We start from the raw sequence: 25,924 nt of genomic DNA, 5'->3' as shown, positions 1-25,924 counted from the left end.
CTCCAGGCGATGGTCGTGGTGCGGAGGGCTCCGCACCGATTGTGTAACGACCAGTCCACAATATACTGGAGCGAGCGGTCCGCGCCAGTGCGGCGCCGCAGCTGTCACCCCTCAGGAGGAGCACCGTGGGTCGCACGCAGGGCTTCGACACCGAGCAGGTCGTCCGCGCCGCCCGCGCCGTCTTCTGGGAGAGCGGCTTCGAGGAGGCGTCCCTCCCGGACCTGGAGTCCGCGACCGGACTGCGCCGCTCCAGCCTCTACCACGCCTTCGGCAGCAAGCGCGGGCTCTTCGACGCTGCCGTGCAGAGCTACCTCGACGAGGTGGTGCGGCCCCGGCTCGCCCCGCTCGTCGATCCGGGAGGGGCGTCGCCGACGGCGCTCGAGGAGTACTTCACCGGGCTGCGGGCGGCGCTCGCCGACTCCCGCACGCTCTCCGCGAGGAGCGGCTGCCTGCTGCTCAACGCCGCGGGCGCGCCGATCGCGCGCGACGACGCCGTGCGCGAGGTGATCGCCGACTACCGGGCCGAGCTGCTGGGCGCACTGCGCACCGGAGCGCTGGCCCGCTGGCCCGACGCGCAGGCGTGGGCGTCGGCTCAGGCGGACGTCCTCGTGTCGCTCCTGGTGGCCGCGCTCGTGCTGGCCCGCGTCGATCCGGCGCAGTCGCTCGCCACCGTGGACGCCGCGCTCGCGCTCGTCCGATCCTCCGCGCCCTGACGGCCGTCGCGACGAACGCCGGAGCACCGCTCTCGCGCCGGGCCCGCCCTCGCACCCGGCGCGCCGGGTCGGCCCGCACAGCACGACGCCCCCGTGCGCGTCGCGTCCCGGTGGGACGGATGCGCGCGGGGGCGTCGGAAGGGCGGGGTCAGTCGGTTCCGGCGTCGAACGCCGCACCCTCCGAGGCCAGGTCGGTGGCGCGTCCGAGCGCATCGGCCGCTGCGGACCCGCCGCCCTCGGTGATCGCGTCGGCCTCGCCGATCTCGAGCTCGCCGACGAGCTCGGCGGTCGGACCGCCGACGAGGCCGGCGGCCGCGTACTGCTCGAGCCGCGAGCGGGAGTCGGCGATGTCGAGGTTGCGCATCGTGAGCTGCCCGATGCGGTCCTCGGGGCCGAAGGCGGCGTCGCCGACCCGCTCCATCGAGAGCTTGTCGGGGTGGTAGCTCAGCGCGGGGCCGGTCGTGTCGAGGATCGTGTAGTCGTCGCCGCGGCGCAGGCGCAGGGTGACCTCCCCGGAGACGGCCGAGCCGACCCAGCGCTGGATGGACTCGCGCAGCATCAGCGACTGCGGGTCGAGCCAGCGGCCCTCGTACATCAGGCGGCCGAGACGGCGGCCCTCCGAGTGGTACTGGGCGACGGTGTCCTCGTTGTGGATCGCGTTCAGCAGGCGCTCGTAGGCGATGTGCAGCAGCGCCATGCCGGGGGCCTCGTAGATGCCGCGGCTCTTGGCCTCGATGATCCGGTTCTCGATCTGGTCCGAGACGCCGAGCCCGTGGCGTCCGCCGATCGCGTTCGCCTCGAGCACGAGCGCGACGGCGTCCGAGAACTCGACGCCGTTCAGCGCGATGGGGCGGCCGGCCTCGAAGCGCACCGAGACGACCTCGGAGGCGATCTCGACCTCGTCGCGCCACGACGCGACACCCATGATCGGCTCGACGAGCTCGAGGCCGCTGGAGAGCTCCTCGAGGCGCTTGGCCTCGTGTGTGGCGCCCCAGATGTTGGCGTCGGTCGAGTAGGCCTTCTCGGTGGCGTCGCGGTAGGGGAAGCCGCGGGCGACCAGCCACTCCGACATCTCGGTGCGGCCGCCGAGCTCGTTGACGAACTGCACGTCGAGCCAGGGCTTGTAGATGCGCAGGCGGGGGTTGGCGAGCAGGCCGTAGCGGTAGAACCGCTCGATGTCGTTGCCCTTGTAGGTCGAGCCGTCGCCCCAGATGTCGACGCCGTCCTCGCGCATGGCGCGGACGAGGAGGGTTCCGGTCACGGCGCGGCCGAGGGGGGTGGTGTTGAAGTAGGTCTTGCCGCCGGAGCGGATGTGGAAGGCGCCGCACTGCAGGGCGACGAGCCCCTCCTCGACCAGCGCGCTCTTCGCGTCGACGAGGCGCGAGATCTCGGCGCCGTACTGGGCCGCGCGGGACGGGACGCTCTCGATGTCGGGCTCGTCGTACTGGCCGATGTCGGCCGTGTACGTGCAGGGCACCGCGCCCTTCTCGCGCATCCAGGCGACGGCGACGGATGTGTCGAGGCCTCCCGAGAATGCGATTCCGACACGCTCGCCCACGGGCAGACTGCTCAACACTTTCGACATGCCTCCGATTTTAGGAGGAACGGGGACCTCCTCCGTGCCGCGGGAGGTCCGAGCCGCCTCCCGGGGCGCCCGCGCGGGGTGCGCTCCGGCCGTGGGAGCACGTCCTCCGTCGATCCGCGTCGATCGCCGACAACCCCGACCGGGGCGCGCGAGCCGGCCGGAGGCTCCGTGGTCCGGAGGCGGCGCCCGCGCAGCCGGCGCGGATCGCCCGCTCCGGCTGAGTAGTTCCGCGCGGCCCGGATGGACGGCCGTGGCGAGCGCGTGCCAGGCTCCGCTCGACCCCGGCTTCCGCCGCCGCCGCCGCCTCCGAAAGGGCTCTCCGTGCCACGACCTCCTTATCGCCTCGCGGCGATGGCCCTCGCCTGCCTGCTCGCCGCGGGCGGTTCCGCCGCTCTGGCGCCGTCCGCCCTCGCGACGCAGGCCGTCGCCGAGACTCCGACCGCCTTCGTCCCGGGGGAGACTCCGCCCGCCGAGGCGCGCGGATCGCAGACCTACACGAACGCCCTCCTCGGCGGCGACTCGCTCGACGCGGGCGAGCGCATCTTCTCGAACGGAGACTCCGCGAGCTTCGAGATGCAGGCGGACGGCAACGCCGTGATCTACGACGCCGGGCGCCGCCCCGTCTGGAGCACCAGGACCCAGGGCACCGGAGCGACCACGGTGCGGATGCAGGAGGACGGCAACCTCGTCGTCGTGACCGGCTCCGGCACGCCCGTCTGGGCGTCCGGGACCGCGGGGGAGACCGGCGCGCTCGCCCTCATCCAGGACGACGGGCAGCTCGTGCTCGTCCGCCCGAACGGGGACACGGCCTGGTCCTCGGCCGACGAGCAGGAGCCCGAGCCGGAGCCGATCGCCGACGTCCTCGACAGCGGGCGCGAGCTCTCTCCGGAACAGCAGCTGACCGCCTCCGACGGCCGCTCGCGCGCCGCGATGCAGAGCGACGGCAATCTCGTCGTCTACGTGGACGGATCGCCGCGCTGGAGCTCCGTCACCTCCGGAGCGGGCAACCGCCTCGCGATGCAGACCGACGGGAACGCGGTGGTCTCGGCCCCCGGGTCCGGCGTGCGCTGGCAGGCGGGAACGCCCGGGAACCCGGGCGCGCGGATGCGGATGCAGAACGACGGCAACCTGGTGATCACCGCCGCCTCCGGACGGCCGCTCTGGGCGAGCTCGACCTCGCGCGCGCCTGAGATCCGCGACGTCCTCTCCTCCGGCTCGCGGCTCAGCCGGGGACAGCAGCTCACCTCGCCGGACGGCCGGTCGCGCGCCTCCCTGCAGGGAGACGGCAATCTCGCGGTCTACTCGCGGGGGGACGTCCGCTGGGGCGCCGGCACCCAGGGCGAGGGCGAGACGCTCTCGATGCAGTCGGACGGCAACGCCGTGGTCACCTCCGCCTCGGGCCGACCCCTGTGGGCCTCGGGTACGGCGGGCAACCCGGGATCCCGCCTGCAGATGCAGAACGACGGCAACCTGGTCGTCTACTCCGCCTCGGGCCGCGCGCTGTGGGCGAGCGACACCCCTCCGGCGCCGCCCGCGCCCGCCGTCCGGGACACCCTCTCCTCCGGGAGCCGGCTCGCGTCCGGACAGCTGCTGCGCTCCTCCGACGGAGGGAGCGAGGCGGTCATGCAGGGCGACGGCAACCTCGTCGTGTACTCGCGCGGCTCGGCCCGCTGGGCGGCCGGCACGTCCGGAGGCGGCAACCGGCTCGAGATGCAGTCCGACGGCAACGCCGTGGTCTACGCGGGCTCCGGCGGAGCGCGCTGGCAGTCCGGCACGGCGGGCAGCCCGGGCTCCCGGATGGTCATGCAGAACGACGGCAATCTGGTGATCTACTCGCCGCAGGGCCGCGCACTCTGGGCGAGCGCGCAGGCCGCGGCACCGGCGCCCGGCCCGGGACGACCTGCTTATCCCGGCGACGCTGTGAACTGCGACGACTTCCCGGACCAGGCCTCAGCTCAGCGGTACTTCGACCTGTACTACCCGTACTACGGCGATGTCGCAGGGCTCGACAGGGACGAAGACGGGTTCGCCTGCGAGTCCAACTGAAGGCAGCGAAGGTCCGCCCCTGCCGGAGGGGCGGGCCTTCGGCGGTCCTCCGACGTCGAGAGCCTCGCCCTCCGCTCTCAGGCCCGAGCGGTCCCCTGCAGGCCTCCGGGCCACGCTCGCGGGTATCGAGTGGCGAAGACGACCCGCCTGCGCGAGAGGCTCTCCGGCAGACGACCATCGACAAGGCGCCTTGCGCACTGATGCTCCGCTGCCGCCCGAGCTCCCGCGCCGCCGGGCGACGCGGCATGCTGGGGCAGGACTCCGCCGACGACGCGGATCGGAAGGACGCCATGACCCCGACGACCCCCTCCAGCCGCGAGAGCCTGCTGGTCACCCCCGACGAGCTCGCCGAGCTCATGGCCTCCACCGAGCCGCCGCTCGTCCTCGACGTGCGCTGGCGCCTCGACCGGCCCGACGGCCGACCGGAGTACCTCGCGGGCCACCTGCCCGGCGCGGTGCACGTCGACCTCGATCACGAGCTGGCCGCCCACGGCGAGCCGGAGGAGGGGCGCCACCCGCTGCCTCCGATCGAGGTGCTGCAGGAGGCGGCGCGCGGCTGGGGGCTCCGCCGGGGCCGGTCCGTCGTCGTGTACGACGACGCGCAGAGCGTCCCGGCCGCGCGGGCCTGGTGGCTGCTGCGGGCGACGGGAGTGGAGGACGTCCGCCTGCTCGACGGGTCGCTCGCCGGCTGGATCCGCTCGGGGCGGGAGCTCGAGACGGGCGACGTCCCGCGCGAGCGGGGCGACGTCGAGCTGGCCTACGGTCGGCTCCCGGTGCTGGACATCGACGAGGCGGCGGCGCTGCCCTCGGCGGGCGTCCTGCTCGACGCCCGCGCCCCTGAGCGGTACCGCGGCGAGGTCGAGCCGATCGACCCGCGGGCGGGCCACATCCCCGGCGCTCGGAACGCTCCCGCGTCCGCGGCGCTCGACTCCGAGGGGCGGTTCCGGCCCGCCTCCGACCTGCGCGCCGGATTCGAGGCGCTCGGCGTGCGGGAGGACGCCCCCGTCGGCGTGTACTGCGGCAGCGGCGTCTCGGCCGCGGTCGACGTCGTCGCGCTCACGCTCGCGGGCTTCGCGCCGGCGCTCTACCCGGGCTCCTGGTCGCAGTGGTCGAGCACGCCGGGCCGGACGGTGGCGACCGGCCCGGAGGCCTGAACCGCCTGCTCCGGAGCGCCCGCGGAGCTCAGCTCAGGCGCGAGTGCTCGCCGAGGTGGTGCCAGGTGCGGTTGTGGTAGACGAGCGGCGCCGTGGTCTCGGAGTCCTCGGGCACGTGGGCCTCGAGGGCGTGCACGGCGACGATCGTGGACGATCCCGCCTCCATGCGGTTGATCACCGTGCCGCGGATCCAGGCGGCGGCGCCCGGGAAGAACGGCTCGCCGGTGGGCAGCCGCGACCAGAGCGACGTGTCGGCGAAGCGGTCGATGCCGCTGGTCGAGCCCAGACGCGCCAGGTCGAGCTGCTCCGCCCCGAGCAGGTGCACGACCAGCGTCTCGGACGCCTGGATGGCCGGAGAGCTGGACGAGGCGGACGAGAGCGAGAAGACGAACAGCGGCGGCTCGGCGCTCACCGAGAAGACGGAGGTCGCGGTCAGGGCGACCGGGCCGGTGCCCGGGTCGGCGGTGATCAGCGCGACTCCGGCGGCGTGGTTGCGGAACGCGAGCTTGAAGTCCTCCGGGGAGAGTCCGGCGAAGGCGCGGTGCTCCGGCTCGCGGTCCGGGGTGGTGGCGAGGTTCTCGCGGCTCATCGGAGACTCCTGATCGGTCGAGGGTGCGGCACGGGGTGGTGGCCCGCCGTCGCGCCGCAGCACGGCTCCTCCAGACTGGCGCACAGGCCGGGGGAGGGCCGCCCCATTGCGGAGTATGACGCCGCCACCTCGGGGAACGCCGATCCGCCGCTCCCTGTTCCCGATCACGCCGGATCGGGTGCCCGTCGTCGGCGCCGGCCTCCGCGCGCCCGTCGCTCGCCCTCAGCGCAACCCGTCGCCGCGGCCGCGGTCTGCGCGCAGACTCGAGGGCATGGCCCACCGTCAGCGCACGTCCACCGCGCACCCCGAGAGCAAGACCTGCGCCTCCTGCGGTCGCGAGATCGAGTGGCGCGCGAAGTGGGCACGGGACTGGGAGGACGTCCGCTACTGCTCGGACGCCTGCCGCCGTCGCGGAGTCGGACCGGAGGAGGCGCGGCTCGAGGAGGAGATCCGCACTGTCCTGCTCGCGCGAGCGGCGTCGTCGACGGCGTGCCCGTCCGAGGTCGCGCGCCGGGTCGGCGGCGAGGAGTGGCGGCCGCTGATGGAGCCCGTGCGCCGGGCCGCGCGCCGCCTGGTCGACCGGGGCGAGATCGACATCGTGCAGGGCGGACAGGTCGTCGACCCCTCGCGGGCGAAGGGCCCGATCCGGCTGCGGCGGCGCCCCGGCGGACCCCTGTCGCCGGGCGGCGCCGCGGGCTAGCCTCAGCAGATGCCCAGCAGCGACGCCGTCGTCCTCACCGTCCCCGGACCGCACGGCGACCGGGAGGTGCGGATCTCGAGCCCCGAGCGAGTGCTCTTCCCGGAGCCGGGCATCACCAAGCGCGAGGTCGCGGAGTACCTGATCGCCGTCGGTGAGCCGTTCGTCGCGGCGAACGGCGGCCGGCCCGTCTCGCTGCAGCGCTTCTCCTCCGGGATCGAGGGCGAGCAGTTCTTCTCGAAGAACCCGCCCAAGGGCGCGCCCGAGTACGTCCGGTCCGTCCCGGTGACGTACCCGAGCGGGCGGGTGCATCCGCAGCTCGTGATCGACGAGCCCGCGGCCGCCGTCTGGGCGGCGCAGATGAACACCGTCGTCTTCCACCCGTGGGCGTCCCGCGCCGATGCGCCCGACCTGCCCGACCAGCTCCGGATCGACCTCGACCCGCAGCCCGGCACCGACGTCGCCGACGCGGTCGTCGCCGCGCACGCGCTGCGGGAGGTCCTGCGGGAGGCCGGCCTCGACCCGTTCGTGAAGACGTCCGGCAACCGCGGCCTGCACGTCTTCGCGCCGATCGTCGCCGAGCACGAGTTCCTCGACGTCCGCCACGCGGTGATCGCCGCGGCGCGCGAGCTGGAGCGGCGGATGCCCGAGCAGGTCACGACGGCGTGGTGGAAGGAGGAGCGCGGCGAGCGGATCTTCGTCGACTTCAACCAGGCCAACCGCGACCGGACGATCGCCGGTGCCTACAGCCCGCGGCCGCTCGCGCACGCTCCCGTCTCCACTCCGCTGGACTGGGACGAGCTCGACGGCGTCGACCCGCGGGCCTTCACGATCCGCACGGTCCCGGCGCGCCTCGCCGAGCGCGGTGATCCGTGGGCCCGGATGCACGACGCCCCTGGCCGCCTCGACGCCCTGCTCGGCTGGTGGGAGCGCGATGTCGCCGCCGGCCTCGGCGAGCTGCCGTTCCCGCCCGACTTCCCCAAGATGCCGGGCGAGCCGCCCCGCGTGCAGCCCAGCCGCGCGAAGAAGGCCTAGCCGAGGACGTCGCCGAGGTCGTACGCGGTCGGCTGCTCCAGCTGCTCCATGGTGCAGGAGGCGGCGTCGCGGTCCGGGCGCCAGCGCTCGAACTGCACGGTGTGCCGGAAGCGGTCGCCCTCGCGCTGGTCGTAGCGGACCTCGAGCACGAGCTCGGGACGCAGGCGCACGAAGGAGGTGTCGCGGCCGCTCGAGAACCGGCTCCGCTCGCCCTCGCCGCGCACCGGCGCTCCCCCCGCGTCGCGCTCGACCGCGGGTGCGAGCTCCTCCAGCAGCTGCACGCGACGCTCGTCGCTGAAGGCCGAGGCCCCGCCGACCTGGCGGACCTCTCCGTCGTCGCCGTGCAGGCCGAGCAGGATCGAGCCCACGCCCGGCTTGGAGGCGTGCTCGCGGTACCCGATCACGATCACGTCGGCCGTGCGGTGGTGCTTGACCTTGAGCACGGCGCGCTTCCCGGGGGAGTAGGGCGCGGCCAGGGGCTTCGCCACGACGCCGTCCAGTCCTGCGCCCTCGAAGCGCTCCAGCCAGTCGCGCGCCAGGGCCTCGTCGTCGGTGGCGCGGCCGAGGTGCAGCGGATGCGGGACGCCGGCCATCACCGCGGCGAGCGCCTCCCGCCGCGCCGAGTACGGCTCCTCGAGCATGCTGCGCCCGTCCACGGCGAGCAGGTCGAAGGCGACGAGCATCGCCGGGGTGGTCTCCGCCAGCATCCTCACGCGGCTCGCGGCCGGATGGATGCGCTGCGAGAGCAGGTCCCAGTCGAGCCGCTGCGCTCCCGGCTCGCCGGTCGCCAGGACGATCTCGCCGTCGACCACGCAGCCGTCGGGGAGCAGCCGGAGGAAGGCCTCGACGAGCTCGGGGAAGTACCGGGTCAGCGGCTTGGAGCCGCGGCTCCCGATCTCGCACTCCCCGCCGGAGACCGAGACGATCGCGCGGAACCCGTCCCACTTCGGCTCGTAGGAGTATCCGCCCGCGACGGCGGTCTGCTCCGGCACCGCCGGAACGGCCTTGGCGAGCATCGGGGCGAGGGGGAGCGCGAACGGGAGGTCCATGCCCTGATCATCCCGGCCGCGGTCTCCGACCGCACCCCCTTCCGGAAGGCTGTGGACCGGCACGTCCCGGGCCCGCCGCGGAGGTTCGAGGCGTAGCGTTCCCGGCATGAGCATTGACTGGAAGCGCTGGACGCCCGTCGCCGTCGTCCCCGCGGTCGTCGTCGCCGCGGCCGTCGCCCTCCCCCTCTCGGCGAGCGCCGCGGGAGACCTCCCCGAGAAGTCCGCCGCCGACCTCCTCGCCTTCGTCGCCGAGAGCGACACCACGGCGTTCTCCGGCGAGATCCGGCAGACCTCGGACCTCGGCCTGCCCGACCTCTCGGCGCTCGGCGGCTCGGCCGGCTCGGCGTCCGCCGACCCCGCCGACTCCCTCGTCGAGCTCGCCACGGGCTCGCACCAGGCGCGCGTGTACGTCGACGCCGAGAAGGGCGCGCGCCTCCAGGTGCTCGACCGGCTGGCCGAGCGCGACGTCGTCGCCTCGACGACCGACGGAGTCTGGATCTACGACTCGAGTGCGAACACCGCCACCCACCTCGTGCCTCCCGCGGGCGGAGCCCCCGAGGCCTCGCCGGGCGATCAGGTCGTGACGCCGTCGTCCGCCGCCGAGCGGCTGCTCGCCGCGATCGACCCGACGACCACGGTCGCGGTCGGCTCGGACGTCAGCGTCGCCGGGCGCGACGCGTACGAGCTCGTGCTCACGCCCCGCGACGGCGGCACCCTCGTGGGCTCCGTGACCGTCTCGGTCGACGGCGAGACGGGCCTCCCGCTCGGAGTGGCCATGACCGCCCGCGGGGGCACCGCGCCCGCGTTCAGCGTCGCGTACACGAAAATCGACTTCTCGACGCCCGACGCGTCCCTCTTCTCCTTCACGCCCCCGGCCGGCGCCGAGGTGACGGAGCAGGCCGCTCCGGTCGACGACGCGGCGGACGCCTCCGACGCGCCCGCCGCGGGCACGGCCGAGCACTCCGACGTCGTCACCACGGGCTCCGGCTGGACGAGCGTCGTCGAGCTGCCCGCCGGTGACGCCGACGCGCTCTCCTCGCTCGACGCGGTCACCACGCCGGTCGACGGCGGCCGCATCCTCTCCTCCGCCCTGCTGACCGTCCTCGTCACCGACGACGGACGCGTCCTCGCCGGAGCGGTCCCGGCCGAGACGCTCCGCGACGCGGCCTCCGCTCGGTGACGGCGGGCGAGCTCGCAGTCGAGACGCGGGGCCTCACCAAGCGCTTCGGGCGCCAGGAAGCGGTCTCCGGTCTCGACCTCGCCGTTCCCCGCGGCGCCGTCTTCGGCTTCCTCGGCCCGAACGGCTCGGGCAAGACCACGACGATCCGGATGCTGCTCGCCCTCGCCGCGCCGACCGCGGGCAGCATCACCGTCCTCGGGCAGGCCATGCCCCGGCGCGCGGCCGAGGTCCTGCCCCGGGTGGGGGCGCTGGTCGAGGGGCCGGGCTTCTACCCGTTCCTCTCCGGAGTGGCCAACCTCCGGCGCTTCGACGCCGCGGAGGCGGGCACCTCGTCCCGCACCCGCGACACCCGTGCGAAGGAGGCCCTCGCCCGCGTCGGTCTCTCGGCCGCGGCGCGCAAGAAGGTCGGCTCCTACTCCCTGGGCATGAAGCAGCGGCTCGGCATCGCGGTCGCCCTGCTCTCGCCGCGCGACCTGATCGTGCTGGACGAGCCCACGAACGGCCTCGATCCGCAGGGCACCCGCGAGGTCCGCGCTCTCGTGCGCGGACTGAACCAGGACGGCACGACCGTCCTCGTCTCCAGCCACCTCCTCGCCGAGATCGAGCAGCTCTGCACCCACGCCGCCGTCATGCGCACCGGGCGCCTCGTCGCCCAGGGCGGGCTCGACGAGCTGCGCGGGGACGCCGCCTCGGTCGAGCTGCTGACGCCCGACCGCGAGCGCGCGATCGTGGCCCTGCACACCCGGGGTCTGGAGCCGCGCACCGCGCCGGGCCCGCACCCCGCCGATCCGCCGCTGGTCGTCGCCGCACTGCCGCCCGGGCTCGAGGCCGAGACGCTGGTCGCCGACCTCGTGCGGGCCGACGTCCGCGTCCGCGGGTTCGCCGTCCGCCGCCCCTCGCTCGAGGAGCGCTTCGTCGAGCTGACCGGGGAGGGCTTCGATGTCGAGCGCTGACGCGACCGTCCGCCGCGCAGGGATCGGGTCCCTGCTCGCCTCCGAGCTCGCCCTGCTCTTCCGCCGGCGCCGCACCTGGGCGCTGCTCGCGGCCCTGGCCGCCATCCCGATCCTGCTCGCCGTCGCAGTGCGGCTCTCGGGCGGGGACGGAGGCGGGCCCTCTTTCGTGGGCGCGATCGCCGGCAACGGCCTCTTCACCGGCTTCGCGGCCATCACGGTCGCCGTCCCGCTGTTCCTCCCGCTCACGGTCGGGGTCGTCTCCGGCGACGCGATCGCGGGCGAGGCCTCGCTCGGGACGCTGCGCTACCTGCTGGTCAGCCCCGTCGGCCGCGTGCGGCTGCTCGCGGTGAAGTTCGCCGCCTCCCTCGCCTTCTGCCTCGCCGCAGCACTCACCGTCATGGTGGTCGGGATCCTGATCGGCCTGGCACTCTTCCCGGCGGGACCGGTGACGCTGCTCTCCGGCAGCACCGTCCCGCTCGGCGACGCGATCGGCCGGGCCCTGGCGATCGCCGTGTACGCGGCGCTCTCGCTGGTCGGGCTCTCGGCGATCGGCCTCTTCATCTCGACGCTGACCGATGTGCCGGTCGGCGCCATGGCGGCCACCGTCGTCGTCTCCATCGCGGCGCAGATCGTCGGCTCGCTCTCGCAGCTGGACGCCCTCCACCCGTTCCTGCTGACCGACCGGTGGTTCGACTTCGCCGACCTCCTGCGCGACCCGATCGCGTGGAGCTCCTTCGGCGAGAACGCGCTGCTCCAGCTCGCCTACGTCGCCGTGTTCGGGTCGCTCGCGATCGGCCGCTTCACCACCCGCGACATCCTCTCCTGATCCTGGGACGACGGAGGCCGCCCTCCCGCACTGCGGTGGGGGCGGCCTCCGATGTCGACGGGGTCAGTCCTGGGGAGCGATCCCGAAGCTGATGGAGCCGCCCTCGTCCACCTGCGCGTCGAGGACCTTGTCGCCGAGAGCGACGGAGGCGGCGACGTCGAGGAACACGCGCGCTCCGTCCTGCTCCACGACGGCGTCCGTCGTCTCGGGGGCCGCGGCGACCGCGACAGCGAAGTTGCGGGCGTCGAGATCGGTGCCGCTGATGCGCAGGCCTCCCTCGACGGGGGTCTCGGTCTGCCCGGTGATGGTCTTGACGACGGTGCTGGCGTTGTCGGTGAGCGTGAGCATCGGGTCGTTCCTTCCGTCCGTGGTCGATGAGGGGGCCACGTTGCCGGGATCCGGCGGCACCCTCAAGGCGGCGGAGCGGATATGGAGGGGATGCACACCTGGACGGTCCGGGGAGTCACGGCGCTCGCCGGAGCCTCGCCGGGCCGGGGGCGCCGCATCGCCTGCCACACTGGCCGGATGCATCCCGCCGACTCCTGCCCCTGCGGAAGCCGCCGCCACTACGCCGACTGCTGCCGCCCCGCCCACCTCGGCGAGGAGCCCTCGCCGACGGCGGAGCGCCTGATGCGCAGCCGCTACAGCGCGAACGTCCTCGGCAGCGCCCCCTACCTGCTCGCGAGCTGGCACCCCTCGACCCGGCCGCGCCGCATCGACCTCGATCCCGACCTCCAGTGGCGCCGGCTCCAGATCGTCGACACCTCGTTCGGCGGGGAGGGCGACGAGGAGGGCCTGGTCGAGTTCCGCGCCTCCTACCGCTCGCCCGCCGGCCCAGGCCTCGTGCACGAGCGCAGCCGCTTCCTGCGCGAGGACGGTCGCTGGCTCTACGTCGACGGCGAGATGCTCGGCGACGAGGCCTGATCCGTCCGGGCCGTCCTACTCTGGAGGCATGGCCAAGGACTTCCGCCGGGCGGACGACGCGTCGCGCTACGAGCTCCACCTCGACGGCGCCCTGGTGGGCGTCCTCGACTACCGCGAGGCGCCCGGCAGCGTCTCCCTCGTCCGCTCCTTCACGACCCCGCCCTTCCGAGGCCGCGGGCTCGCAGGGGAGCTGGTCTCCTTCGCCGTCGACGACATCGAGGCCGCCGGCGGGCGGAGCGTCGTGCCGATGTGCTGGTACGTCGGGCAGTGGTTCGAGCAGCACCCCGAGAAGGCGCACCTCCTCGCTCTCTCCTGAGCCGCTCGCTCACTCGCGGACCGCGGGCTCCGCTCCGGCCAGGTCCGGGCCGAGGCCGATGTCGACCAGGCGCAGACGGCCCGCGTAGGAGTCGCCCGGAGGCAGCAGCAGACCGGCCTTGATCGCGCCGAAGGCGACCGTCACGTCGGCGCGCAGCACGGTGGGATCGGGGACCGACCCGTCGTCGGGATGGATGCCGCTCGGCAGGTCGACCGCGACGACCACCGGGCGCTCGGCCCGCCGCTCCAGCGCGTCGAGCACCGCCTCGACGACGACGCGCGGCCGCCCCCGCAGCGCGGGCTCCGTCGCTCCGATGCCGAGGATCCCGTCGACCAGGACGTCCGCCCGCGCCACCGCCGCGGCGAGGCCGGGCGCGTCGTCGGCCGGCACCTGCCCGCAGCCCTCGTCGAGCGCCACGGCGAGGCCCCGGCGGTGCACCCGCTCGGCCGTGAGGACGAGGACGACGTCGGTTCCGGAGGAGGAGAGCTCGGCGGCCGCGTAGAGCGCGTCACCGCCGTTGTCGCCCGGACCGACCAGGACGAGCACCGAGGCCGGACGGGAGCGGGCGGAGCGCCCGGCGAGCACGAGACGCAGCTCGCGGGCGAGGCCGTCGGCGGCGCGCTGCATCAGCGGCTCCCGCCGGGCCAGGTGCGGAGCCTCGGCGGCCCGCACCTGCGCGGACGTGTATCCCTCGACCATGCGCTCCACTGTGCGCGCGGCGCTGCGGGCGTGCAACCCCGTCAGCTCTCCTGCACCGCCCGGTCCGACTCCTCGACGATCGCCCGCATCGCGGCCTCCGCAGCGTCCGCGTCGCCCGAGGCGACGGCGGCGGCCACCGCCCGGTGCAGCCGCACCGCGGTGGAGTCGGCCTCGCGCGGCATGAGCGCATTGCGGGTGCGGCCGGCGAGGACCTCGGCGACCAGATCGCCCAGCTGCGCGAGCATCCGGTTGCCGGACGCGGCCAGGAGGGAGCGGTGGAAGGCGGTGTCGGCGGCGAGGTAGGCGGACTGGTCGGCTGCGCGGGAGTGGGTGGAGAGGGCGTCGCCCGCCTCCGTGAGCGCCCGCCGTTGCTCCTCGCTCGCGTTCGCCGCTGCGAGCCGGGCGGCGAGCGGCTCCACCCCGAGTCGGAGCTCGCTGAGCTGGTGCAGCTGGCGCCGCCGGTCCGGGCCGTCCAGTCCCCATGCGACGACCCGCGTGTCCAGGGCGTTCCAGCACTCCGGAGGCTGGACCCGCGTCCCCGCGCGGCGGCGGGACGTCACGAGCCCGAGCGTCTCGAGGACGCGCACCGCCTCCCGCATCACCGAGCGGGAGACCCCGCGCCGCTCCGCACGCTCGTCGGCGCTGAAGGTGGTGCCCGGCGCGAGCTCGCCGCGCACGATCTGCGAACCGAGCTCGTCCAGCACCGAGTGGTGCAGCGAGGGCGTCGGCGCGGGCATGCGGTCATCCTGCCATCGCCGGAGTCGCGCCCCGGCCGATCTTCGGGCATGATCGGGACACACGCAGGTTATGTCGGACAAAAGCCGGCCGCTGGCCGTCGGCTCGACCAAGGATGCTCATGACACCGACCCTCCTCCCCGCCCTCCGCGCCGCCGCCGGGGACGCCCCCGCCACCACCGCCGGGCAGGGGCAGCTGATCCTCGCCGCCGTCGTCGGCATCGCCGTGATCGTCGTGCTGATCACCTGGCTGAAGCTGCACCCCTTCGTCTCCCTGCTGATCGGAGCGCTGACGACGGGCCTGATCGCGGGGCTGGCGGCGGCGGACGCGGTCGCCAGCTTCGCGCTGGGGTTCGGCAACACCATGGGCGGCGTCGGCATCCTCATCGGCCTCGGCGCGATGTACGGCAAGCTCCTCGCCGACTCGGGCGGCGCGGACCGCATCGTGGACACCCTCATCGCCCGCTCGAGCACTCGCGCGCTGCCCTGGATGATGGGCTTCGTCGGCGCGCTGATCGGGCTGCCGATGTTCTTCGAGGTCGGGCTCGTGCTGCTGATCCCGGTCGTGATCCTGGTCGCCCGCCGGAGCGGTCTGCCGCTGATGAAGGTGGCGATCCCGACGCTCGCCGGCCTCTCGGTGATGCACGGCCTCGTCCCGCCCCACCCCGGACCGCTGGTCGCGATCGACGCGCTCGGCGCGAACCTCGGCGTGACCCTCGCGTTCGGCGTCCTGGTCGCGATTCCCACCGTCGTCGTCGCCGGCCCGCTCTTCGGCCGGGTCGCCGCCCGCTGGGCGCCGGTGGAGACGCCGCCGCTCTTCGGCGAGGGCGCGGGCGAGACGCGCGAGCACCGCCCGGGCTTCGCCGCCGCCGTCGCGAGCATCCTGCTGCCGGTCTTGCTGATGCTGGGCAAGGCGATCGCCGACATCGCGGCCCCCGGATCCACGGACGCCTGGAAGGGCGCCCTCGACTTCCTCGGCACACCGACCATCGCGCTGGGGATCGCGCTCCTGGCCGGTCTGGTCCTGCTCGGACGCGGCGGCCGGATGAACCGCACCGAGCTGCAGGCCTCGCTCTCGAGCTCGCTGCCGCCGATCGCGGGCATCCTGCTCATCGTCGGCGCGGGCGGCGGTTTCAAGCAGGTCCTCGTCGACACCGGGATCGGCGGGGTGGTCGCCCAGCTCGCGGAGGGGAGCGGCGCCTCGGCGCTGCTGCTCGCCTGGCTCGTGGCCGTCGTGATCCGCGTCGCCACCGGCTCCGCGACCGTCGCCACCGTGACCGCCGCAGGGATCCTCCAGCCGCTGACCGAGACCATGGACGGGCCGATGGTCGCCCTCATGGTGCTCGCGATCGGCGCCGGCTCGGTGTTCCTGTCGCACGTCAACGACGCCGGGTTCTGGCTGGTGAAGGAGTACCTCGGGCTCAGCATCGGCCAGACGCTCAAGACCTGGACCGTGATGGAGTGCCTGGTCTCGGTGACCGGGCTCGCCGGGGTCCTCCTGATCGGTCTCTTCGTAGGAGGTATCTGATGACCGCTCTTCCCACCGTCCCCGTCCGCGCCGTCGTCGTCATGGGCGTCTCCGGCAGCGGCAAGTCGACCGTCGCGTCGCTCCTGGCGCGCCGACTGGGCTGGGAGTTCCTCGAGGGGGACGACCTGCACCCGCAGGCGAACGTCGACAAGATGCACGCCGGCATCCCGCTGACCGACGAGGACCGGGCGCCCTGGCTGGCCGAGATCGCCCGCGTGGTGGACCAGCGGATCGCCGCGGGCGGCTCGGTCGTCGTGACCTGCTCTGCCCTGCGCCGCCGCTACCGCGACGTCCTGCGCCGCGACGACCTCGTCTTCGCGCACCTCGCGGGATCGAGGGACCGTATCGCCGGGCGGCTCGCCTCGCGGGTCGGCCACTTCATGCCGACCACGCTGCTCGACTCGCAGTTCGAGGCGCTCGAGCCCCTCGGCGACGACGAGCTCCACGTCACGGTCGACGTGGGCGGCGCTCCGGAGGAGGAGATCGCCGAGATCCTCGGGGGGCTCGGCCTCGCGCCCGCGGGCGCCTAGAGCAGCAGCGACTCCACCGGCACGGCCGGGAGGTCGAAGGCCGCGGCGACGGCGGTGTTCGTCACCCGGCCGTCGTGGGTGCTCAGGCCGCGGGCGAGCGCCGGGTCGGCGGCCAGGGCGGCCCGCCACCCGCGGTCGGCCAGCGCGAGCGCGTAGGGGAGCGTCGCGTTGGTGAGCGCGCGGGTCGAGGTCTCGGGGACGGCGCCGGGCATGTTCGCGACGCAGTAGTAGACGCTCCGGTGCACGGGGAACACCGGGTCGTCGTGCGTGGTCGGACGCGAGCCCTCGAAGCAGCCGCCCTGGTCGATCGCGATGTCGACCAGCACCGAGCCCGGCTTCATCGTGGCGACCATCTCGTCGGTCACCAGCTTGGGCGCCTTGGCGCCAGGGATGAGGACGGATCCGATCACGAGGTCGGCGTCGGCCAGCTGCGCGGCGATCTCGTAGGCCGAGGAGGCGCGGGTCTGGATCGCGCCCTGGAAGCGGTTCTCGAGCTGCGCGAGGCGGGGGAGCGAGAGGTCGACGATCGTGACGTCGGCCCCCATGCCGAGGGCGTTGGCCGCGGCGTGCTCGCCGGCCGTGCCGCCGCCGATCACGACGACCTTCGCCTTCGGAGTGCCGGGGACCCCGCCGAGCAGCGTGCCCCGTCCGCCGACGGCGCTCATGAGGTGGTAGGCGCCGACCGTGATCGACAGGCGCCCGGCGACCTCGCTCATCGGCGAGAGCAGCGGCAGCCGCCGGTCGTCCAGCTGGACCGTCTCGTAGGCGATGGAGGTCGTCCCCGCCGCGAGCAGCGCATCGGTGCACGGGCGGGAGGCGGCGAGGTGGAGGTAGGTGAAGAGCACCTGGTCGCGGCGCATCCGCGGGTACTCGGCCTCGATCGGCTCCTTGACCTTGAGGACCAGCTCGGACTCGCCCCAGACCTCGTCGGGCCCGTCGACGACGAGGGCGCCGGCGCGGCGGAAGTCGTCGTCCGACACGCGCGAGCCCAGGCCCGCGCCGGCCTCGACGAGGACCTCGTGGCCGCGGCGCACCAGCTCGTGGACGCCGGCCGGAGTGGCGGCGACCCGGTTCTCGTTGTTCTTGATCTCGGTGGGGATCCCGACGCGCACGGCGGCTCCTTCGCTGCGGCCCGCGGGGCGGGCGGTGGGCGCCGATCCTGCACCGGCTCTGCCCCCATCGTGCGAAGATCGTGCCCGGAGCGGAGGAACTCCGCAGGATCGGTCGGAAGTCACCGCACGGGCCGAAGGTTCGTCGGCGGAGTGGGGGAGCGGGCGCATGCCACCGAAGGATCTGCACGACCTCGACGACCTGGATCCGGTCGATCGGACCCTGGTGCGCCTCCTCCGCGCCGACGCGCGGACGCCCAACAGCCGGCTCGCCGAGCGCGCCGGCATCGCCCCGTCGACCTGCGTCGCACGCGTCCGGGGCCTCGTCGAGCGCGGCGTCATCACCGGCTTCACCGCCGAGCTCGACCCGGCGGCGCTCGGCCTGACCCTGCAGGCGCTGATCAGCGTCAGCATCCGCGTCGGCCAGCGCCAGGCGATCACGCGCTTCGCGGAGGAGATCCGCGCGCTGCCCGAGGTGGTGCAGGTGTTCTTCCTCGGCGGCTCGGAGGACTTCATCATCCACGTCGCGGTCCGCGACTCCAGCGACGTGCGGGACTTCGTGGTCTCGAACCTCTCGGCGAACCCGGCGGTGGCCTCGACGCGCACGAGCCTGGTGTTCGACCACCACCGCAAGGGCCCGGCGGTCCCCGAGTAGCGCGAGCCGGCGCGGCCCGAGCGGCCGCTCGGCCCGCGCCCGTCCCTCGGGGCTAGTGCGCCCCGGGGTTCACGTCGCCGCCCCCGCGCTGCATGAGTCCGGGGATGCGCTTGGCGAGCCCCGGGATCGCCTCGTCCGAGATCGAGATCCGCGTGTCGCGCAGGCGCTGGCGCAGCAGGGTCTCGACGTCCTCCTCCGGTCGCAGCTCGGCGTCGCCGGCGACCTGCAGCAGCAGGCCGCGCAGCTTCTCGTCGAGCTGCGCGTCGTCGCTGCCGTGCTGGATCGGATGGTCCTGGGATGCGTTCGTCATGCCTCCATGCTGGCACCGGCGACCCCGTGCCGAGAGGACTTGCGCCGCGGCAGGATGGTCGCATGCCGTTCACCCGCGCCGAGCTCGCAGCGTTCCAGGACCGCACCGTCGAGGACCTGCTGGGCGACGACGTCCGGCTCCTCTTCGTCGGCATCAACCCGGGACTGTGGACCGCCGCCACCGGCGCGCACTTCGCCCACCCCGGCAACCGCTTCTACCCGGCGCTCGTCGCGGCCGGGATCCTCGAGCGCGCGCCGCGCGTGTCCGAGGGGATGAGCGCCGCGGACCGCGCGGAGCTCGTCTCCCGCGGCGTCGGCATCACCAATCTCGCCTCCCGGGCGACCGCCCGTGCCGACGAGCTGACCGCGGAGGAGCTGCGCGAGGGCGCTCAGCGGCTGGTCGCCACCGTGGAGCGGGTGCGGCCCCGGGCCGTCGCGGTCGTCGGCATCACCGCCTACCGGATCGCGTTCGGACGCCGCAGGGCGGTGCAGGGCAGGCAGGAGGAGGACGTGGCGGGCGCGCCGCTCTGGGTGCTGCCGAACCCGAGCGGCCTGAACGCGCACGACACCGTCGCCTCGCTCGGGCGCGCCTACCGCGAGCCGGCGCTCGAGGCGGGGATCGTCTCTTCCGACGCGCTCCTGCCCGGGGACGTCGGACCCCGCCCGCAGGAATAGCCGTCGACCCCCGGAGGTTGCAGAAGTCCATGAGTATGCATGAAGTCAAGTTCGGCGTCGACACGTTCGGCGACGTCACCGCCGGCCCCGACGGCGCCCCGCTGCCGCACGGCCAGGTCCTCCGCGACGTGGTCGAGGAGGGAGTCCTGGCCGACCGGGTCGGCATCGACTTCTTCGGGATCGGCGAGCACCACCGCGCCGACTTCGCCGTGAGCGCACCGGACGTCGTGCTCGCCGCCATCGCGGCCCGCACCGAGCGCATCCACCTCGGCTCCGCCGTGACGGTCCTCTCCTCGGACGACCCGGTGCGCGTCTACCAGCGCTTCGCCACCCTCGACGGACTCTCCGGCGGCCGGGCCGAGGTCATCCTCGGCCGCGGCTCCTTCACCGAGTCCTTCCCGCTCTTCGGCTACGACCTCGCGCAGTACGAGGTCCTCTTCGAGGAGAAGCTCGACCTCTTCCACGCCTTGATCCAGGGCGGCCCGGTCACCTGGCAGGGCACGACCCGCCCCGCGCTCACCGAGCAGAGCGTCTACCCGACCCTCGACAACGGCACCCTCCGCACCTGGATCGGCGTCGGCGGCAGCCCCGAGTCGGTCGTCCGCGCCGCCCGGTACGGCTTCCCGCTCGTCCTGGCGATCATCGGCGGCTCGCCGGCCCGCTTCCGCCCCTATGTCGACCTCTTCGGCCGCGCGCTCGACCAGCTCGAGCAGCCCCGCCTCCCGGTCGCCGTGCACTCGCCCGGCTTCGTCGCCGACACCGACGAGGAGGCGCGCGAGCTGTACTTCCCGCACCACAAGGCGATGATGGACGCCATCGGCCGCGAGCGCGGCTGGTCCCCGATGACCCGCGAGCGCTTCGAGGAGGAGGCCGGCCCCGACGGCGCCATCCACCTCGGCTCGCCCGAGACGGTCGCCCGGAAGATCGCGCGAACGGTCGAGGCCCTGGGCATCGACCGCTTCGACCTCAAGTACAGCGCCGGGACGCTGCCGCACCCGGCGATCATGCGCAACATCGAGCTCTACGGCACGCAGGTCATCCCGCGGGTGCGCGAGCTGCTCGCGCACTGATCCCCGCCGGGCGCCCGTTCTCCGCCGGGCGCTCGGCGCGTTCCGAGCCGACGCGGTGCGCGCTCCCACCGGGCGTCCGGCCCGCGTCGATACACTCAGAACCCCCCGCCCCGACCCTCCCGGAAGCACATGCCCGACAGCCACGCCGCCCGCACCCCCTACGAGGTGCTGGGCGTCGCCGCCACCGCGTCCGACGACGAGCTCCGCCGGGCGTACCGGCTCCGCCTCCGCGAGACCCATCCGGACACGGGAGGCGACGCCGCGTCGTTCCACGCGGTGCAGCTCGCCTGGGAGCGGATCGGCAGCGCCTCCGCCCGCGGCGACTACGACCGAGGCGCTCCCGCCCCCGGGAGGTCCTCCCCGCAGTCGCCGTACACCGGCTCACCGCGCCCGCAGACCGCCTCGGCCGTGCGCGCCCGCTCCTACGGTCACCCGGGAGGCGCGGCGCGCGAGTACTACCTGCGCCTGGTGCGCGAGTGGCTCGGCCGCGGCGTCGATACCGAGGACCCCTTCGACCCGGCGATCGTCCGCTCCGCTCCTCGCGAGGTCCGCTCCTGGCTCGCGAAGGCTCAGGCCGAGGAGGCGACGGCCGCGCTCGTCGGCGCGCTCGGCATCGCCTACACGATCTGGAACGACGTCGCGGTCGGCGACGGCGGGCTCAAGATCGACCACCTCGTGCTCGGGCCGGCCGGCCTGCTCGCGCTGACCTCCGCCGACTGGGGCGACCCGGTCCGTCTGAGGAAGGGCGAGCTCGAGGGCCCCGGGATCGCCGAGGACGAGAAGCCGATCGCCTCGCTCGCGAAGGCCGCGCGCCGTCTCGGCCGCGAGCTGGGCGTCCGCTTCTCGACGAGCGTCGTGGTCGTGTCGGACGACGCGCTGGAGCAGCCGTTCGAGCAGGTCGAGCGCGGCCGGCACCAGGGCACCGTCGTCATCCGCCGCTCGCTGCTGCCGCAGCTGCTGCGCTCCGGCACGGACGACCCGCGGCTCGGCGGGTACGGCGAGTCGTTCGAGGTCCGCACCCGCGTGCAGAACCGCATCCGCTTCGTCTGACACCGCGCTAGCCGCCGCTCGCGACCGGGGCAAGGGGTTAGCGCGCATCCGGCCCCCCGCCCACCATGGGACGTGCCCCCGGGCATCCCACGACGAGCGGAACGAGGACGGACCATGGTGCGATTCGGATACACCCTGATGACCGAGCAGAGCGGACCCAAGCAGCTGGTGGGCTACGCGGTCGACGCCGAGAGGCTCGGCTTCGAGTTCGCGGTCTCGAGCGACCACTACTCGCCGTGGCTGACCGAGCAGGGGCACGCCTCCTACGCCTGGACGATGCTCGGTGCGGTCGCGCAGGCCACGTCGACCATCGATCTCACGACCTACGTCACCGCGCCGACCATCCGCTACCACCCGGCCGTAGTGGCGCAGAAGGCTGCGACGCTCGCGATCCTCTCCGACGACCGCTTCACGCTCGGCCTCGGCTCGGGCGAGAACCTCAACGAGCACGTCGTCGGCGAGGGCTGGCCCTCGGTCGCCGTGCGCCAGGACATGCTCGAGGAGGCCGTCCACCTCATCCGCGAGCTGCACACCGGCGAGCTGGTGACCTGGGAGGGCGAGTACTTCCGCGTCGACTCCGCCCGCATCTGGGACCTGCCGGACAAGCCGGTCGAGATCGGCCTGGCGGTCTCGGGGGAGAAGTCGATCGCCCGCTTCGCGCCGATCGGCGACCACCTCATCACGACCGAGCCCGACGCCGAGCTGATCTCGCAGTGGACCGCGGTCCGCGGTGCGGACGCCGCCCCCTCGCGCACGATCGGCCAGATCCCGATCTGCTGGGCGCCGGACAAGGAGCAGGGAGTGTCGCTGGCCCACGAGCAGTTCCGCTGGTTCGCCGGCGGCTGGGCGGTCAACTCCGATCTGCCGACCCCCGCCGGCTTCGCCGGAGCGAGCCAGTTCGTGCGCCCGGAGGACGTCGCCGAGCAGATCGCCTGCGGCCCCGACCTCGACGAGCTCGCCCAGAGCTTCGTGCCCTACATCGAGGCGGGGTTCACCGACATCGCCCTCGTCCAGGTCGGCGACGAGCTGCAGCAGCGGTTCCTCGACGAGGCGGCGGAGGGGCTCCTGGAGCGCCTACGCGCACTCGCCCCCTGAGGCCGCTGGCGGGTCGCGCGGTCAGAATCCGCGGAGGCGCTCGATGTCGCGCCGGTCGCGCTTCGTCGGGCGGCCCGCTCCGCGGTCACGGACGATCACGCCCGGCGCGTACTCCCGGGGTGGCGGCGGGGGCGTCCGGTCCTCCATGCACTCGGCGGCCACCGGCGCACCGACCCGCTTGACCACGAGTCCGCGGACGATCAGCTCCCGGTCGAAGCCGCCGATCCGGGCGCGGACCTCATCGCCCACCCGCACGGTCTGCGCCGCCTTGGCCCGCTCGCCGTTGACGCGGATGTGGCCGGCCCGAGCCGCGGTCGTCGCGGCGGAGCGCGTCTTGTAGATGCGCACCGCCCAGAGCCACGCGTCCACCCGCACGGCACCGGTCACCGGGATCTGCATCCCCCCAGTCTACGAACGGCGCCCGCTCGCCACCCACCCCGCGGTCCTACACTGGCCGCCGACAAGGAGGTTCCCATGAACCGAGACGACAGCATCTACACCGGAGCGGACGACGCGCTGCGGAGCGGCGACGACCGCATGGTCGCGGCGAACGACAGCTCCGGAGCCGGCGGAACCCGCGGCGACGTCGGCATGAGCACGACGAGCGGCGAGGGTACCGGGGTCCCCACCCGCGGCGCGCCTCCGCAGAGCGGATCCCCGTCCGAGCTGCGCCCCACCGGCTTCCCGCACGCGGGCCTGGAGTTCTCGCTCGTCCCGTCCGGGCACGAGGAGTGGCGGATCGAGCACCCGGGCGGTCGCACCGTCGGCGTCCTCGCCGTCATCTCGCACGCGGGCGAGGAGTCGGAGGCCGTGTTCGTCACACGCCGCGTCGGCTCCGAGGAGGCCGTGGCCGAGGGCACCGACTGGCGCGGCATCGTGTCGGCCGTGATCAACGACGAGGCGGCGGACGAGCGCGATCCGGTCCAGCTCGACCCCACCGTCGAGCACGTCCGCGGCGGACTGATCAGCCGCGGCCCCGCGGACGTCGACGGCCTCTCCTGAGCCCTCCCCTCCGGGACGCCGTCCGCGCTCGGCGCGGGGCGTCCCACGGAGGAGGATCGGACGCTCAGCGGTCGAGCAGCGCGGCGTTGATCCGGGCCGAGAGGTCGGCGTCGACGCGGCGGTCGGTCCCGTCGACGGCACGGACGGGAGCGGCGTTGCGCGCGCTCGAGACCAGCCACGCCGCGTCCGCCGCCTCCAGATCGCCCGCGCGCAGCGGACGCACCGCCGTCCCGAGGCCGAGGCCCGGCGCGAGCGCGAACAGGTCGGCCTGCGTGGTGCCGGGCAGCAGCCCGAGGCTCGGCGGAGGAGTCACGAGCTCCCCGCCCGTCAGCAGCACGAGGTTCGAGGTCGGCCCCTCGAGCAGGTAGCCGTCGCTCGACACGAACAGGGCGTCGTCGGCACCGCGCCGGGCGGCCTCCCGCGCGGCCGCACGGTTCACCGCGTACGAGAGCGTCTTCGCGCCGGCGAGCAGCCAGGGGGACGTCGACTGCACGTCCGAGCGCAGCCCGCGGTCCAGGAGCACCACGCGCACGCCGTCGCGGCGGGCCGGGCCGAAGTCCGGGCTGGTCTGCACGAAGACGACGCCGGTGGGCCGCCCGCCGCCCTCGACGCCGCGGGTCAGGATCGTCTTCACCATCGCCTCGGCGACGGGCGGGTGCGCGGCCACCGCCGCTCCGATCGCCTCGAGCCAGGCGGCCCGGTCCGGCCGGGGCAGGTCGAGCATCCGGGCCGAGCGCTCGAAGCGGTCCAGGTGCGCGTCGAGCGCCTGCAGCCGTCCGTCGACCAGGTTGATCGTCTCGAACACGCCGTCGCCGCGGGTGAAGCCGAGGTCGGTGACGTCCAGATCGCCGCGCCCGCTCGGATCGATGCGGTGCGCGGGTCCTCCCGGCGAGTGGGCCTCGGCGTCGAGGGAGGGTCGGTCGAGGACGACGAGGGTCTCAGCGGGCATGGGCGGTGCGGTCCTTCCGGGAGCGGCGGCGGGGGGAGAAGCGGAGCAGCGCGATCGTCAGCAGGGCGCCGATCAGGGAGCCGCTGCCGTTCGAGACCAGGTCCTGCACGTCGGAGACGCGGGTCGGCAGCCACAGCAGCTGCGCGGTCTCGACGGCCGCCGATACGGCGAGCCCGATGGCGGCGGCCCACAGGCGGCGCCCCGCCGGCAGCTGCGCGGCGATCAGCGCACCGAGCGGCACGAAGAGCAGCACGTTCGCGGTGAACTCCGCCACGTCGAAGTCGAACCAGCCGGTGAGCGGCGTGGAGGCGAGGAACGCGATGATCCCGCGGATCAGCGCGTTGGGCTCCCCGGCGGGGTAGGGCGCGGGCGTCAGCGTGATCAGGGCGATCAGCGCGAGCCAGGCGAGCGTCGCGAGGCGGAGGGGTCTCGAGCGGCGCATCGTCCGATTCTGCCAGCCCGTCGGGGTCGGGCGCGGCGGGCGCGGTGTGGGAGGCTGGAGGGCATGACCAGCGAGGACCCCGGCGCGGACGCCGTGCTCCCGCGCCACCCCTTCGACGCGTCGCTCGGCGACGGCTGGGTCGAGATCGGCGACGGACGCCGCTTCTGGGGGCGCTTCGGCGCCGCCGGCCTCCTCCTGCGCGATCCGTCGGGACGCGTCCTGCTCCAGCACCGCGTCAGCTGGAGCCACTTCGGGGACACCTGGGGGCTGCCCGGCGGCGCCCGTCACCCCGAGGAGACGGCCTTCGAGGCGGCCCTCCGGGAGTCGGAGGAGGAGGCGGGCGTCCCCGCCGACCTGATCCTGCCCGTGCTCTCCAGCGTCGTCGTGATCGGCCCGTGGAGCTACTCCACCGTCCTGGCCGAGTCCCGCGAGCACTTCACTCCCCGCATCAGCGACGCCGAGAGCACCGAGCTGCGCTGGGTCGCCCCCGAGGACGTCGCCTCCCTGCCGCTGCACCCGGGCTTCGGAGCGGCCTGGCCGGGTCTGCGCGCGCTCGGCTCCTCGATCCCGGTGCTCGTCGTGGACGCCGCCAACGTGGTCGGCTCACGCCCCGACGGCTGGTGGCGCGACCGCGCCGGCGCCGCGGAGCGCCTCCTCGCCTCCCTGGCCCGCCTCGCGGAGGCCGGCGTTCCCGGCCGTCTCCTGGGGATCGACGCCGACACGGTCTGGCCGCGCATCGCCGTGGTGCTCGAGGGAGTGGCGCGCGCCGCCCGTCCGGAGGCGGGCGCTCTCACGGAGCGGCTGACGGTCCACTCGGCCGACGGCTCGGGCGACGACGCGATCGTCGAGCTGGTCGGCGCGCTCGAGACCGCGGTCGTCGTGACGGCCGACCGTGGACTGGCCGCCCGCGTCGAGGCGCTCGGGGCCGCCGTGGTCGGTCCGCGCTCGCTGCTCGACCTCCTCGATCCCGCCCGGGAATAGGCCGCGGGGGCACCCGGTTGCATCCCCC

General features: G+C 74.3%; 30 protein-coding genes. 19 read left to right on the top strand and 11 right to left on the bottom strand.

The features are described from left to right. Nucleotides 1-125 precede the first annotated feature (125 nt). Nucleotides 126-713, top strand: coding sequence for a TetR/AcrR family transcriptional regulator (locus C5C49_RS10975; protein WP_104346169.1), 588 nt, complete (start codon nt 126-128; stop codon nt 711-713). Nucleotides 714-861: 148 nt separating this feature from the next. Here the strand turns inward: C5C49_RS10975 and argG are convergent, their stop codons facing one another. Further along, on the bottom strand, nt 862-2,298 hold the full coding sequence (argG, locus tag C5C49_RS10970; protein WP_104346168.1) for an argininosuccinate synthase: 1,437 nt from the start codon (nt 2,296-2,298) through the stop codon (nt 862-864). A 351-nt stretch (nt 2,299-2,649) separates the two neighbouring features. Between argG and C5C49_RS10965 the strand changes: the two genes are divergently transcribed. Beyond that, on the top strand, nt 2,650-4,344 hold the full coding sequence (locus C5C49_RS10965; protein WP_181135758.1) for an excalibur calcium-binding domain-containing protein: 1,695 nt from the start codon (nt 2,650-2,652) through the stop codon (nt 4,342-4,344). A gap of 290 nt (nt 4,345-4,634) precedes the next feature. Further along, nucleotides 4,635-5,498, top strand: coding sequence for a sulfurtransferase (locus C5C49_RS10960; protein ID WP_104346181.1), 864 nt, complete (start codon nt 4,635-4,637; stop codon nt 5,496-5,498). A 28-nt stretch (nt 5,499-5,526) separates the two neighbouring features. Here C5C49_RS10960 and C5C49_RS10955 read toward each other — a convergent pair whose 3' ends face one another. Beyond that, complete coding sequence (locus C5C49_RS10955) at nt 5,527-6,087, bottom strand: flavin reductase family protein (RefSeq protein ID WP_104222547.1); 561 nt, start codon at nt 6,085-6,087, stop codon at nt 5,527-5,529. Between the two features lie 271 nt (nt 6,088-6,358). Between C5C49_RS10955 and C5C49_RS10950 the strand changes: the two genes are divergently transcribed. Together C5C49_RS10950 and ligD are read left to right on the top strand one after the other, a co-directional pair. Further along, nucleotides 6,359-6,787, top strand: a complete 429-nt coding sequence (locus C5C49_RS10950) for a DUF2256 and DUF3253 domain-containing protein (protein ID WP_104233370.1) — start codon at nt 6,359-6,361, stop codon at nt 6,785-6,787. A 9-nt stretch (nt 6,788-6,796) separates the two neighbouring features. Continuing rightward, a complete protein-coding gene (gene ligD / locus C5C49_RS10945; RefSeq protein WP_181028781.1) occupies nt 6,797-7,819 on the top strand; it encodes a non-homologous end-joining DNA ligase in 1,023 nt (340 codons plus the stop codon). On the opposite strand, the gene C5C49_RS10940 is transcribed toward ligD, so the two are convergent. Further along, entirely contained in the window at nt 7,816-8,868 is a 1,053-nt protein-coding gene (locus C5C49_RS10940) for an ATP-dependent DNA ligase (RefSeq protein ID WP_104346166.1), read from the bottom strand. The two genes, ligD and C5C49_RS10940, sit on opposite strands and share 4 nt — an antisense overlap. A 106-nt stretch (nt 8,869-8,974) precedes the next feature. Between C5C49_RS10940 and C5C49_RS10935 the strand changes: the two genes are divergently transcribed. From C5C49_RS10935 to C5C49_RS10925, 3 genes are read left to right on the top strand one after another with little or no spacing between them, the layout of a single operon-like run. After that, nucleotides 8,975-10,048 (top strand): DUF2092 domain-containing protein, encoded by a 1,074-nt coding sequence (locus C5C49_RS10935; protein ID WP_104346165.1) that lies wholly within the window; start codon nt 8,975-8,977, stop codon nt 10,046-10,048. Further along, nucleotides 10,045-11,001 (top strand): ABC transporter ATP-binding protein, encoded by a 957-nt coding sequence (locus C5C49_RS10930; RefSeq protein WP_104346164.1) that lies wholly within the window; start codon nt 10,045-10,047, stop codon nt 10,999-11,001. Before C5C49_RS10935 ends, C5C49_RS10930 begins: the two co-directional genes overlap by 4 nt. After that, a complete protein-coding gene (locus C5C49_RS10925; RefSeq protein WP_104346163.1) occupies nt 10,988-11,827 on the top strand; it encodes an ABC transporter permease in 840 nt (279 codons plus the stop codon). Before C5C49_RS10930 ends, C5C49_RS10925 begins: the two co-directional genes overlap by 14 nt. Nucleotides 11,828-11,890: 63 nt before the next feature. Here C5C49_RS10925 and C5C49_RS10920 read toward each other — a convergent pair whose 3' ends face one another. Next, entirely contained in the window at nt 11,891-12,175 is a 285-nt protein-coding gene (locus C5C49_RS10920) for a hypothetical protein (RefSeq protein WP_104263029.1), read from the bottom strand. Between the two features lie 177 nt (nt 12,176-12,352). Between C5C49_RS10920 and C5C49_RS10915 the strand changes: the two genes are divergently transcribed. Continuing rightward, complete coding sequence (locus C5C49_RS10915) at nt 12,353-12,751, top strand: YchJ family protein (protein WP_104222613.1); 399 nt, start codon at nt 12,353-12,355, stop codon at nt 12,749-12,751. 28 nt (nt 12,752-12,779) lie between these two features. Beyond that, a complete protein-coding gene (locus C5C49_RS10910; RefSeq protein WP_104288291.1) occupies nt 12,780-13,067 on the top strand; it encodes a GNAT family N-acetyltransferase in 288 nt (95 codons plus the stop codon). A gap of 9 nt (nt 13,068-13,076) precedes the next feature. Here C5C49_RS10910 and C5C49_RS10905 read toward each other — a convergent pair whose 3' ends face one another. Then, nucleotides 13,077-13,766 (bottom strand): NAD(P)H-hydrate epimerase, encoded by a 690-nt coding sequence (locus C5C49_RS10905; protein ID WP_104346162.1) that lies wholly within the window; start codon nt 13,764-13,766, stop codon nt 13,077-13,079. A 41-nt stretch (nt 13,767-13,807) separates the two neighbouring features. Further along, nucleotides 13,808-14,503, bottom strand: a complete 696-nt coding sequence (locus C5C49_RS10900; RefSeq protein ID WP_104346161.1) for a FadR/GntR family transcriptional regulator — start codon at nt 14,501-14,503, stop codon at nt 13,808-13,810. 119 nt (nt 14,504-14,622) lie between these two features. Between C5C49_RS10900 and C5C49_RS10895 the strand changes: the two genes are divergently transcribed. Both C5C49_RS10895 and C5C49_RS10890 read left to right on the top strand, forming a co-directional pair. After that, nucleotides 14,623-16,029, top strand: coding sequence for a GntP family permease (locus C5C49_RS10895; RefSeq protein WP_104346160.1), 1,407 nt, complete (start codon nt 14,623-14,625; stop codon nt 16,027-16,029). Beyond that, complete coding sequence (locus tag C5C49_RS10890; protein ID WP_104225392.1) at nt 16,029-16,559, top strand: gluconokinase; 531 nt, start codon at nt 16,029-16,031, stop codon at nt 16,557-16,559. Before C5C49_RS10895 ends, C5C49_RS10890 begins: the two co-directional genes overlap by 1 nt. Here the strand turns inward: C5C49_RS10890 and ald are convergent. Beyond that, the gene (ald, locus tag C5C49_RS10885) at nt 16,556-17,671 is read right to left on the bottom strand and encodes an alanine dehydrogenase (protein ID WP_104250738.1); all 1,116 of its coding nucleotides are present in this window, start codon (nt 17,669-17,671) and stop codon (nt 16,556-16,558) included. The two genes, C5C49_RS10890 and ald, sit on opposite strands and share 4 nt — an antisense overlap. A gap of 166 nt (nt 17,672-17,837) precedes the next feature. On the opposite strand from ald, the gene C5C49_RS10880 reads away from it, so the two are divergent. Next, nucleotides 17,838-18,323 (top strand): Lrp/AsnC family transcriptional regulator, encoded by a 486-nt coding sequence (locus tag C5C49_RS10880; RefSeq protein WP_104222560.1) that lies wholly within the window; start codon nt 17,838-17,840, stop codon nt 18,321-18,323. A gap of 52 nt (nt 18,324-18,375) precedes the next feature. Here the strand turns inward: C5C49_RS10880 and C5C49_RS10875 are convergent, their stop codons facing one another. Continuing rightward, the gene (locus tag C5C49_RS10875; RefSeq protein WP_104269163.1) at nt 18,376-18,633 is read right to left on the bottom strand and encodes a hypothetical protein; all 258 of its coding nucleotides are present in this window, start codon (nt 18,631-18,633) and stop codon (nt 18,376-18,378) included. Nucleotides 18,634-18,695: 62 nt separating this feature from the next. Between C5C49_RS10875 and C5C49_RS10870 the strand changes: the two genes are divergently transcribed. The 4 genes from C5C49_RS10870 (at nt 18,696) to C5C49_RS10855 (ending at nt 22,522) form a co-directional block, all read left to right on the top strand. Continuing rightward, entirely contained in the window at nt 18,696-19,307 is a 612-nt protein-coding gene (locus C5C49_RS10870) for a mismatch-specific DNA-glycosylase (RefSeq protein ID WP_104222562.1), read from the top strand. 35 nt (nt 19,308-19,342) lie between these two features. Continuing rightward, entirely contained in the window at nt 19,343-20,377 is a 1,035-nt protein-coding gene (locus C5C49_RS10865; protein WP_104225389.1) for an LLM class flavin-dependent oxidoreductase, read from the top strand. A gap of 129 nt (nt 20,378-20,506) precedes the next feature. Beyond that, entirely contained in the window at nt 20,507-21,427 is a 921-nt protein-coding gene (locus C5C49_RS10860; protein ID WP_104346159.1) for a J domain-containing protein, read from the top strand. A 114-nt stretch (nt 21,428-21,541) separates the two neighbouring features. Next, nucleotides 21,542-22,522: a TIGR03557 family F420-dependent LLM class oxidoreductase gene (locus tag C5C49_RS10855; RefSeq protein ID WP_104346158.1), complete on the top strand. Its 981-nt coding sequence runs from the start codon at nt 21,542-21,544 to the stop codon at nt 22,520-22,522. A 21-nt stretch (nt 22,523-22,543) separates the two neighbouring features. Here the strand turns inward: C5C49_RS10855 and C5C49_RS10850 are convergent, their stop codons facing one another. After that, a complete protein-coding gene (locus C5C49_RS10850; protein ID WP_181135757.1) occupies nt 22,544-22,921 on the bottom strand; it encodes an RNA-binding S4 domain-containing protein in 378 nt (125 codons plus the stop codon). Between the two features lie 75 nt (nt 22,922-22,996). Here C5C49_RS10850 and C5C49_RS10845 point away from each other — a divergent pair, with 75 nt between their 5' ends. Continuing rightward, nucleotides 22,997-23,524 carry a hypothetical protein gene (locus C5C49_RS10845; protein WP_104238684.1) on the top strand — a complete coding sequence of 176 codons (528 nt, stop codon included), beginning with the start codon at nt 22,997-22,999 and terminating at the stop codon, nt 23,522-23,524. Between the two features lie 64 nt (nt 23,525-23,588). Here the strand turns inward: C5C49_RS10845 and C5C49_RS10840 are convergent, their stop codons facing one another. Both C5C49_RS10840 and C5C49_RS10835 read right to left on the bottom strand, forming a co-directional pair. After that, a complete protein-coding gene (locus tag C5C49_RS10840) occupies nt 23,589-24,473 on the bottom strand; it encodes an aminotransferase class IV (RefSeq protein WP_104346157.1) in 885 nt (294 codons plus the stop codon). Next, nucleotides 24,463-24,915 (bottom strand): VanZ family protein, encoded by a 453-nt coding sequence (locus C5C49_RS10835; protein WP_104225384.1) that lies wholly within the window; start codon nt 24,913-24,915, stop codon nt 24,463-24,465. The genes C5C49_RS10840 and C5C49_RS10835 overlap by 11 nt, the downstream gene beginning before the upstream one ends. Before the next feature lie 63 nt (nt 24,916-24,978). Between C5C49_RS10835 and C5C49_RS10830 the strand changes: the two genes are divergently transcribed. Next, nucleotides 24,979-25,896 carry an NUDIX domain-containing protein gene (locus tag C5C49_RS10830; RefSeq protein WP_104346156.1) on the top strand — a complete coding sequence of 306 codons (918 nt, stop codon included), beginning with the start codon at nt 24,979-24,981 and terminating at the stop codon, nt 25,894-25,896. The last annotated feature ends 28 nt before the right edge of the window (nt 25,897-25,924 follow it).

Source organism: Rathayibacter sp. AY1E2 (genome assembly GCF_002932325.1).
In the GTDB taxonomy this organism is placed as follows: Bacteria; Actinomycetota; Actinomycetes; order Actinomycetales; family Microbacteriaceae; genus Rathayibacter.
This window is presented reverse-complemented; position numbering and strand designations above follow the sequence as displayed.

Coding starts and splice junctions, on each gene's coding strand:
- C5C49_RS10925 (WP_104346163.1), top strand. CDS start 10,988: ATGTCGAGCGCTGACGCGACCGTCCGCCGCGCAGGGATCGGGTCCCTG.
- C5C49_RS10965 (WP_181135758.1), top strand. CDS start 2,650: ATGGCCCTCGCCTGCCTGCTCGCCGCGGGCGGTTCCGCCGCTCTGGCG.
- C5C49_RS10910 (WP_104288291.1), top strand. CDS start 12,780: ATGGCCAAGGACTTCCGCCGGGCGGACGACGCGTCGCGCTACGAGCTC.
- C5C49_RS10855 (WP_104346158.1), top strand. CDS start 21,542: ATGGTGCGATTCGGATACACCCTGATGACCGAGCAGAGCGGACCCAAG.
- C5C49_RS10890 (WP_104225392.1), top strand. CDS start 16,029: ATGACCGCTCTTCCCACCGTCCCCGTCCGCGCCGTCGTCGTCATGGGC.
- C5C49_RS10915 (WP_104222613.1), top strand. CDS start 12,353: ATGCATCCCGCCGACTCCTGCCCCTGCGGAAGCCGCCGCCACTACGCC.
- C5C49_RS10835 (WP_104225384.1), bottom strand. CDS start 24,915: ATGCGCCGCTCGAGACCCCTCCGCCTCGCGACGCTCGCCTGGCTCGCG.
- C5C49_RS10850 (WP_181135757.1), bottom strand. CDS start 22,921: ATGCAGATCCCGGTGACCGGTGCCGTGCGGGTGGACGCGTGGCTCTGG.
- C5C49_RS10875 (WP_104269163.1), bottom strand. CDS start 18,633: ATGACGAACGCATCCCAGGACCATCCGATCCAGCACGGCAGCGACGAC.
- C5C49_RS10840 (WP_104346157.1), bottom strand. CDS start 24,473: ATGCCCGCTGAGACCCTCGTCGTCCTCGACCGACCCTCCCTCGACGCC.
- C5C49_RS10870 (WP_104222562.1), top strand. CDS start 18,696: ATGCCGTTCACCCGCGCCGAGCTCGCAGCGTTCCAGGACCGCACCGTC.
- C5C49_RS10940 (WP_104346166.1), bottom strand. CDS start 8,868: ATGGACCTCCCGTTCGCGCTCCCCCTCGCCCCGATGCTCGCCAAGGCC.
- C5C49_RS10860 (WP_104346159.1), top strand. CDS start 20,507: ATGCCCGACAGCCACGCCGCCCGCACCCCCTACGAGGTGCTGGGCGTC.
- C5C49_RS10830 (WP_104346156.1), top strand. CDS start 24,979: ATGACCAGCGAGGACCCCGGCGCGGACGCCGTGCTCCCGCGCCACCCC.
- C5C49_RS10935 (WP_104346165.1), top strand. CDS start 8,975: ATGAGCATTGACTGGAAGCGCTGGACGCCCGTCGCCGTCGTCCCCGCG.
- C5C49_RS10960 (WP_104346181.1), top strand. CDS start 4,635: ATGACCCCGACGACCCCCTCCAGCCGCGAGAGCCTGCTGGTCACCCCC.
- C5C49_RS10955 (WP_104222547.1), bottom strand. CDS start 6,087: ATGAGCCGCGAGAACCTCGCCACCACCCCGGACCGCGAGCCGGAGCAC.
- ligD (WP_181028781.1), top strand. CDS start 6,797: ATGCCCAGCAGCGACGCCGTCGTCCTCACCGTCCCCGGACCGCACGGC.
- C5C49_RS10895 (WP_104346160.1), top strand. CDS start 14,623: ATGACACCGACCCTCCTCCCCGCCCTCCGCGCCGCCGCCGGGGACGCC.
- C5C49_RS10880 (WP_104222560.1), top strand. CDS start 17,838: ATGCCACCGAAGGATCTGCACGACCTCGACGACCTGGATCCGGTCGAT.
- C5C49_RS10900 (WP_104346161.1), bottom strand. CDS start 14,503: ATGCCCGCGCCGACGCCCTCGCTGCACCACTCGGTGCTGGACGAGCTC.
- C5C49_RS10905 (WP_104346162.1), bottom strand. CDS start 13,766: ATGGTCGAGGGATACACGTCCGCGCAGGTGCGGGCCGCCGAGGCTCCG.
- C5C49_RS10845 (WP_104238684.1), top strand. CDS start 22,997: ATGAACCGAGACGACAGCATCTACACCGGAGCGGACGACGCGCTGCGG.
- C5C49_RS10920 (WP_104263029.1), bottom strand. CDS start 12,175: ATGCTCACGCTCACCGACAACGCCAGCACCGTCGTCAAGACCATCACC.
- C5C49_RS10865 (WP_104225389.1), top strand. CDS start 19,343: ATGCATGAAGTCAAGTTCGGCGTCGACACGTTCGGCGACGTCACCGCC.
- C5C49_RS10950 (WP_104233370.1), top strand. CDS start 6,359: ATGGCCCACCGTCAGCGCACGTCCACCGCGCACCCCGAGAGCAAGACC.
- argG (WP_104346168.1), bottom strand. CDS start 2,298: ATGTCGAAAGTGTTGAGCAGTCTGCCCGTGGGCGAGCGTGTCGGAATC.